Origin of the sequence: Catenibacterium sp., from assembly GCF_052354645.1 — a bacterium.
In the GTDB taxonomy this organism is placed as follows: Bacteria; Bacillota_I; Bacilli_A; order Erysipelotrichales; family Coprobacillaceae; genus Catenibacterium; species Catenibacterium mitsuoka_A.
In genome coordinates this window covers 1-7,277 of sequence record NZ_DAWDDM010000025.1, presented here as the reverse complement: position 1 = coordinate 7,277, position 7,277 = coordinate 1, and the positions used below count along the sequence as shown (strand labels likewise).

Annotated in this window: 7 protein-coding genes; all 7 read right to left on the bottom strand. The window is 37.8% G+C overall.

What is annotated here, in order from left to right; translation table 11 throughout:
* Positions 1-198 precede the first annotated feature (198 nt).
* Positions 199-2,643, bottom strand: coding sequence for an ABC transporter permease (locus ACT8VG_RS02160; protein WP_444195103.1), 2,445 nt, complete (start codon positions 2,641-2,643; stop codon positions 199-201).
* Positions 2,640-3,314 carry an ABC transporter ATP-binding protein gene (locus tag ACT8VG_RS02155; RefSeq protein WP_217106955.1) on the bottom strand — a complete coding sequence of 225 codons (675 nt, stop codon included), beginning with the start codon at positions 3,312-3,314 and terminating at the stop codon, positions 2,640-2,642. The genes ACT8VG_RS02160 and ACT8VG_RS02155 overlap by 4 nt, the downstream gene beginning before the upstream one ends.
* 177 nt (positions 3,315-3,491) lie before the next feature.
* Positions 3,492-4,736 (bottom strand): sensor histidine kinase, encoded by a 1,245-nt coding sequence (locus ACT8VG_RS02150; protein WP_444195102.1) that lies wholly within the window; start codon positions 4,734-4,736, stop codon positions 3,492-3,494.
* The gene (locus tag ACT8VG_RS02145) at positions 4,733-5,422 is read right to left on the bottom strand and encodes a response regulator transcription factor (protein ID WP_444195101.1); all 690 of its coding nucleotides are present in this window, start codon (positions 5,420-5,422) and stop codon (positions 4,733-4,735) included. Before ACT8VG_RS02145 ends, ACT8VG_RS02150 begins: the two co-directional genes overlap by 4 nt.
* Before the next feature lie 20 nt (positions 5,423-5,442).
* Complete coding sequence (locus tag ACT8VG_RS02140) at positions 5,443-5,685, bottom strand: 23S rRNA methyltransferase (protein WP_444195100.1); 243 nt, start codon at positions 5,683-5,685, stop codon at positions 5,443-5,445.
* Between the two features lie 470 nt (positions 5,686-6,155).
* Entirely contained in the window at positions 6,156-6,572 is a 417-nt protein-coding gene (locus ACT8VG_RS02135; protein ID WP_217107311.1) for a cupin domain-containing protein, read from the bottom strand.
* Between the two features lie 2 nt (positions 6,573-6,574).
* Positions 6,575-7,195, bottom strand: coding sequence for a carboxymuconolactone decarboxylase family protein (locus ACT8VG_RS02130; protein ID WP_444195104.1), 621 nt, complete (start codon positions 7,193-7,195; stop codon positions 6,575-6,577).
* Positions 7,196-7,277 lie beyond the last annotated feature (82 nt).

The window sequence follows — 7,277 nt, the reverse complement described above, 5'->3', positions numbered from 1 at the left end:
GTTTTGTTTTATTTCAATTTTAGATATTCTTCTTCATCCACTGCTTCAAGCCACTGCTTTGAAGCATTTTTATTTGAGACACTTTCTGCCCCCCTTCAGGAAATGTTGCTAAAATACTGTTTAGATTTATCATACATACAAAATGAAAGTTATCTATTTCTCCTCTTGGTTAAGACCTAATTCATTACATATTACTTGCTATCCCTGATACCTTATTCTTTCTACCAGCGTTTCCTTTTTCAGATTACTGCTTAAAACGCAGGAAAGTACAATCTGCAACAGACCGACCAAAAAAATCATAATAAAAATTGGTACGATTGGAACATGATAGATATTCATTCCAAATATTCCATTATGTTTTGCATAGGAAAAAAGTGCATAGCCGAGTGGCAGACCAATGATCAAAGCTACGCATATGGTACCAACCGTAAAAATCAGTCCCTGTAACTGCAGGCATAAATTTAATTGTTTATTTGTCATACCCACAGCCTGTAATATACCATATTCCTGCTTTTTTGTCGTAATATTCATGATCATGGTATTCGCCATATTCATAAACCCGATGAGTCCTACAATAGCCATAAACAGATAACAGCCAAGCTTCATCATGCTGCTTGCAAATTCGGCAGATTGTAACTGCGCATGATAAGTATCCATTTTTATATGCGAAGTATTAGAAATCAAAGTATTCAGACTTTGTTCTACAGATGCCACATCTTTTTTATCACAGTCCACCCACAGATAGCCATAGGCTGTTCCTCTCGGATTCATGGAACGATATACACCTTCCGGAATGACAAGATAAGTGTCCGCACTTACAAAGGATCCTGCAATCTTTCCCTGATAGGTATAGGTTCCACTTCCATTCTCAAAGTCAAATGCAATGGATTCACCCGGAGCATATCCATCTTGTTCCATCCACGTTGACCAGCCAAAGAAAATATCACCATTCTTTACCGCCTGATCATAGTCCATAGAGCCAATATCCCCTTCTTGGCGCATAAAATCAAAATCCTTTTTACTCACAATAGTAGCCGGAAATCTTGTTCCGTTCAGATTTACAGAGACAATCTCTCTCGTCATGACATCTGTTACTCCCGGAATGCTTTTGATTTCTTCAATCAGCGAATCATTCAATGGATCATCCGTCAGAATCGTATCCAGATTATTCTCCGGATATCTTTCATCATACTCAGCAGAATAGTCAAGCTGCAGTTCAAATTGTCCATGATTAACGGAAAGACGTGCTTCATGCTCCGTGTCAATATTTCCCACATAATTAGAGATAATCACAAACAATACGCAAGAAAAATCCATTGTGAGGATAGTACCAATAGTTCTTTTTGGATTACCCGTTACATTTGCCATTGCCATAGAAAACACGGTGACATTTTTTCTGCCATTTCGTTTTCCTTTTTTGTGTGTTTCTGCATTTTCTAAATAGCGTGTTGCTTCGATAGGTGAAATACGTGAAACAATTTTCATCGGTTTACGCAGTGCCAAAGCAACGGTAAGAAATGATACGAAAATACAGAGAAGCATAACAGGCAGAGAAAACAAAGGCACCTGCTGATTTTGAGCTCCCATAGAGCCAGTTCCGGTTGATACAAGATTTCCCTGTTCTACCAGCCAGTTAAAACCGCATTTTGCAATCAGAAAACCAAGAAGCAATCCAACTGGTATTGAAGAAATTGTCAAAAACATACCCTCTCTGAAAATCAGTTGTTTCATCTGCTTTTTTGTTGCTCCCAGAGCCTTGATTTTTCCATACTCCTGTATCTTGTTGGCAATACCGACCTGAAAAATATTATAAATGACCACAACAGAGAAAAGTACAATTGCAAGAATCAAAACCCCGCATACCGCAATCATTTCATAACTCGGCTGCAAGATCCATTGCAAATAGAGATCATTGACTATAACGTTTTTTTCTTCGATCCCACAAGCCGCTGCAATCTGCTTTATAACCGAATCAATATTATTCATAGATACATTTGCAGAATCATTTAAAGTAAAATAAATATTATACTGTCTGTCATTCTCTGCGACGTGCTTATCATAAAACTCCTGTGACCCGAAAGCAACATAAGATGCCTCGATGGTATACTCATCCCGATCATATAGGATTCCGCTGACAACAAATTCTTCCGGCTTATATTCTGACTGCATCCCTGCGCGGTAATCCAGTGTAACCGTATCTCCGATTTTTACATCACCATACCCCATTGCACGAAAAAATGCTCTTCCTGCGGCAATTTCCTGTGTTCCCCCCGGATACTTTCCTTCCTTTAACTCATATTCCTTATTATAGGGAAGCATTTTTCTTGCAGTCTCATCCATGCAGACAAAACCACCGTTTTCGTTGCCTTTTATGATACCTTCGGTGCACATAGTACCTGTAGCATCTATTTCCGCACGGCGGTTTACTTCTTTTAACTGCGATCCGTCTGCTGCGACAAACAAACCATAATTGCTTCCATATGATCCTGCCGCCTGACTTTTCTGTAAACGGATCATTCCATTTCCCATAGTACTGATAATCACAAGCAACATCGTTGTCAGACAGATTGCTATCATGATCAGTATGCTTCTTGTCTTGTTCTTTTTGTCATTGCTATATGCAATCCTGCTTATTGTCTTCATCTAAAATCCACCACCTGTCCGTCCTCAATCACCAGAATACGGTCAGCGACCTGTGCAATTTCGTCATCATGGGTAATCATTACAATTGTCTGTCCATATTTTTTTGCTGTCATCTTAAGCAGAGCGATTACCTCATCACTGGTCTTAGAATCAAGATTTCCTGTCGGCTCATCTGCAAATATAATTTCCGGACGATTCACCAGTGCTCTTGCAATTGCTACTCTCTGCTGCTGTCCTCCGGATAACTGATTTGGCAGATTATAAATCCGGTTTTCAATCCCCAGAGTTGCAATAATATCATTTACATACGCTTCATCCACTTTTCTTCCATCTAGCCCCAGTGGCAGTACAATATTTTCCCAGACATTAACAGATGAAACCAGATTAAATGCCTGAAAAATAAATCCGATTTTTCTTCTGCGGAAAACAGCAAGGGCATCTTCCTTCATCCTGTATAAATCTTTCCCGGCTAAAGTAACACTGCCTTTTGTAGGGGTGTCAAGCCCTCCAAGCATATGAAGTAATGTACTTTTACCGGAACCTGACTTTCCGACAATTGCGACAAATTCTCCCTGCTCAATCTGAATGTCCGCCTGATTGACCGCTTTGACCTGATTCTCACCCGCGCCATAAAACTTACAAAGCTGCTTGGTTTCTAATATCACACTCATGTGTTGCCTCCTTTTTCATTCTGTAAAGCGTACCTTTTCAGCACGCTTTCTTTGGTTGTTTATATATTTGGTCATTTTTCATCCTACATCCAAATTGTATCAGGGCAATCTTTCATTTCACTTTCAAAAAACGAGCAGAAATCTTACAAAATTGTAAGATTTCTGCTCACTTAAAATTTAACCAACATATGGTAATTGAATCACAAACGTGCTTCCTTTTTTCTTTTTGCCGGAGGTTACCATGATTGTACCTCTGTGTTTTTCGATAATTTCTCTCGATAGAAAAAGTCCGATTCCTGTACCACTCTTTTCCATGACCTCCTTGGAACTTCCTCTGTAAAATCGTTGAAAAATTTTGTGATACTCATTCTGCGGAATACCAATTCCCTGATCCTCAATTTCCATTCTTACAAGATCGTTTCTTTTTTGTAACCGGATAAATATTTTTGAACCATCCGGGCTGTACTTGATTGCATTATCCAGAACGTTGATCACAGCTTCACCAAGCCATCTTTTATCCTGCATAACCATGCCTGTTTCTAGCTCTTTTGCATAGTCAAAAATGAATTCAATTTCTTTCTCATCTGCTTTAGGATAAGTGCGGTTCACAGCAGATATGACAGTATCCATAAGTGGAAGTTTTTTCTTATTAATCTGGATCAGTCCAGTTTCCATCTTGGATATTTCAAGAAGCGACTGCAATAATGTCTCCAGTCCATCCAGAGCACTCCGACAACGGATACGAAACTCCTCCCGTTCTGTGGCACTTAAGTCATTCTGCATCAGCACACTAAAACATGTATCCAAAGCTGCAACCGGTGTCTTTAACTGGTGAGAGATATCAGAAACCATTTCTTTCGTGTTCTCCTTTTCTGTCCTTGCTTCTTCCTTTATCAACTGAATATGATGTCCGATTGCTTCAAGCTGGTCATTCAATTTTTCCAATTCTGCATGATTTTCCGTTTTCAGTAAATCATCAAATTTATTTTCACGGAATCTGATCAGAATTTCTTCCAACTGGTCTAAAATTTTCTGATGACACGCATCTTCTTTTTTCTTCCAATAAAGTAAAAAAGTCAAAAGAAACACACATATCACAGTGCTTACAGCACCGGTCACCATAACTTGATGCCGAAATTGCGAATAAAATGCATTCCCTTTATTCCCCCAGTATCCATATTGCTCCAATAATTGCCTTCCCTGTTCGTTAGTTTCAATATCCTTATTCTTAAGCAATTCAGAAACAGCATCAAGCCCGGAAAATTCTTCCTTTGCAGCAAGCTCTGTCATAAGATTCATTTTATATTTATAGTCTTCATAAAACACATACGTGGTAAAGCAATTTAATATTGCAAACAATAATATAACAGGTAATACCAAGGAGAGCACTACTGTAATCTTCTTGCGATATCTCTTTGTCACTGCCTTACCTCCTGATTCCATATATACCCAAGACCTCTGATATTCTTTATATAGACCGGTGCAGCCGGATTGTCTTCGATTTTCTCACGGAGTCTTCTGATATTGACAGCGATTGTATTTTCATCCACAAAATCCCCTTCCAGATCAAACACATTTTCCAATATTTGTGTTTTTGAAAGAATCTGTTTCGGATTCTGAAGAAAAAAAGTCAGCATTTTCAACTCCGTTTTTGTCAGACTGATTTCACGACTCTTTATCAGGACTTTCATTTCTCCTGCGATAAATACGATATCTCCCGAAATCATCTTTCCGGCTTCCGTTTTCTCCTGTCTGCGGCGGAAATGTGCTTCTATTTTCAAAAGAAGTACCGAAAGACTAAACGGCTTTGTCATATAATCATCTGCCCCTGCTTCATATCCCATGACCTGATCCATCTCCTGATCTAGTGCTGTAAGACAAATAATGTATGTATTATAATTGCATCTCATCCACCTTACAAATTCCAGTCCATTCCCATCCGGAAGATTCACATCACAAATGGTAACATCCACATTATTATCACTTGCAATTCTTTTCGCTTTTTTCACTGATTCTGCTGAAAAAACCTCATATCCGGATTTTTTCAGTGAAAATGTAATTCCACGATTTAAATTTTCATCATCTTCAACCACGAGTATACCTGGCATAGCATATGCACCTCTCTTTATTAACTATTCATCTTAAAATGCTTCAATGCCTCCGCAATTGCACTCTCTTTATCTTCTGGACACTGCAGTTGCCTGCTATCTTCATTTTTAGGTATATTATAATTCTTTCCAACCTCAATTCCGCATTTTCTCTTTACCTGTAAGATATACAGATTGGAAACCTTCATACCGGCATTATGTTCAGCCACATACTTCTTTATCTCATCATATGTAGCCTTAGTCTCTGCAGATGTTATATCCATATTATCAAGTTCAATCGTGACATTAATGTAATCATCCAGCTTTTGTTTCAGTTGGGACAAAAGAACAACCGTCTCGCAAGTTCACGTTCTTCACCATTAAATAAATAATAAACAATTAATGTATCACTGAGACCACCTGTAATAGTCAAGGGGGGCATCACTTTCTGAATATTTGGTATTATAAGTACATCCTGATAATGCGATCAACCTCAAACATAAGAATGTAATGATTGATTTTTTCATAAAAAATCCTTCTCGGACCTCATTATAACATATTCCTAGAAAAAAATAATGAGTTCACAATGTGTTCATAGATAAAAAGCATAATAGTACCTGTAAAGAGAAAGCAACTCCCTATAATAATCAAAGCTTCTTTTTTACCAAGAGTGATCCCTAAAATTTCCCAAACTCCCTTCAAAATAACTCTTGAAATAAACAACGATCAGGCTTCCCTTCCTGATCGTTTTGTTTTATTTCAATTTTAGATATTCTTCTTCATCCACTGCTTCAAGCCACTCGTTTGAAGCATTTTCATTTGGTACACTTTCTGCAATATGCACAAAATAGCTTTCTGGTGCCGCACCATGCCAGTGTTTGATTTCTGGCGCAATATAAACTGTATCACCTACATTGAGTTCCTGAGCAGGTTTTCCCCACTCCTGGTAATACCCTCTTCCTGCAGTACATAATAGAATCTGTCCTGCACCATGATGGATATGCCAGTTGTTTCTGCATCCTGGTTCAAAAGTAACATTAGAAATAAGCACTTCCTGATCATTAATAGAATAGAGATAACTATTACCTACAAAATACTTGGCATATGCTGTATTCAATTCACCAATAGGATAAGGACTCTGTTTCTTGATATCTTCTAAAGTATAATTCATGATTATTTCTCCATTTCATGTATACATCTGATCGCATTTAAAGTACGTGGATAACCGATATAAGGCATACAGTTAGAAATCACATTAATGAGATAATGTGCATCATTACCTACATGGAAGTTTCCACCAATATGTGATTTTAATTGTGATTCAGTGCCGAGTGCTGATAGAAAACAGAATGTAATCATTTCTCTTTGTGCTCCAGTGAGTCCTATTCTTGTATAGTTATCACCAAAGCAGTTACCTGCGAGCCATCTCTTGATATAACGTTCTTCTTCAGGACCACTTGTTTGGAATCCTCTCATATGTTCACCAAAGAGTTCACATTGTTTTTCATTACCAAGTTCTATACGATTATCTCTATTTGTGGTAGACGCACTCTTTAATGGTTTATTCACATGTCTATTCATAATATTTAAGAATGGGTAAACCATACCAATACCAAGATAGGCCACGGCTTGATAAAGGACTTCTTGGATTTCATCAGCAGTCAAATACTTCAATAAATCATCTAACATATCCTTAAATAAATCATGAGATTTCGTTCCTAGAAGTACTGCAGTAATAGATAAATATCTACTCTTATCATCCAAAGTGGTATCATTAATCACTTCTTCACCAATAAAATGTGAATAAAAGTCATAGAATTCTGAACCGCCCCTGTCAAGTAGACAGGTGAAATAATTAAAAACATGTACCCTTGCC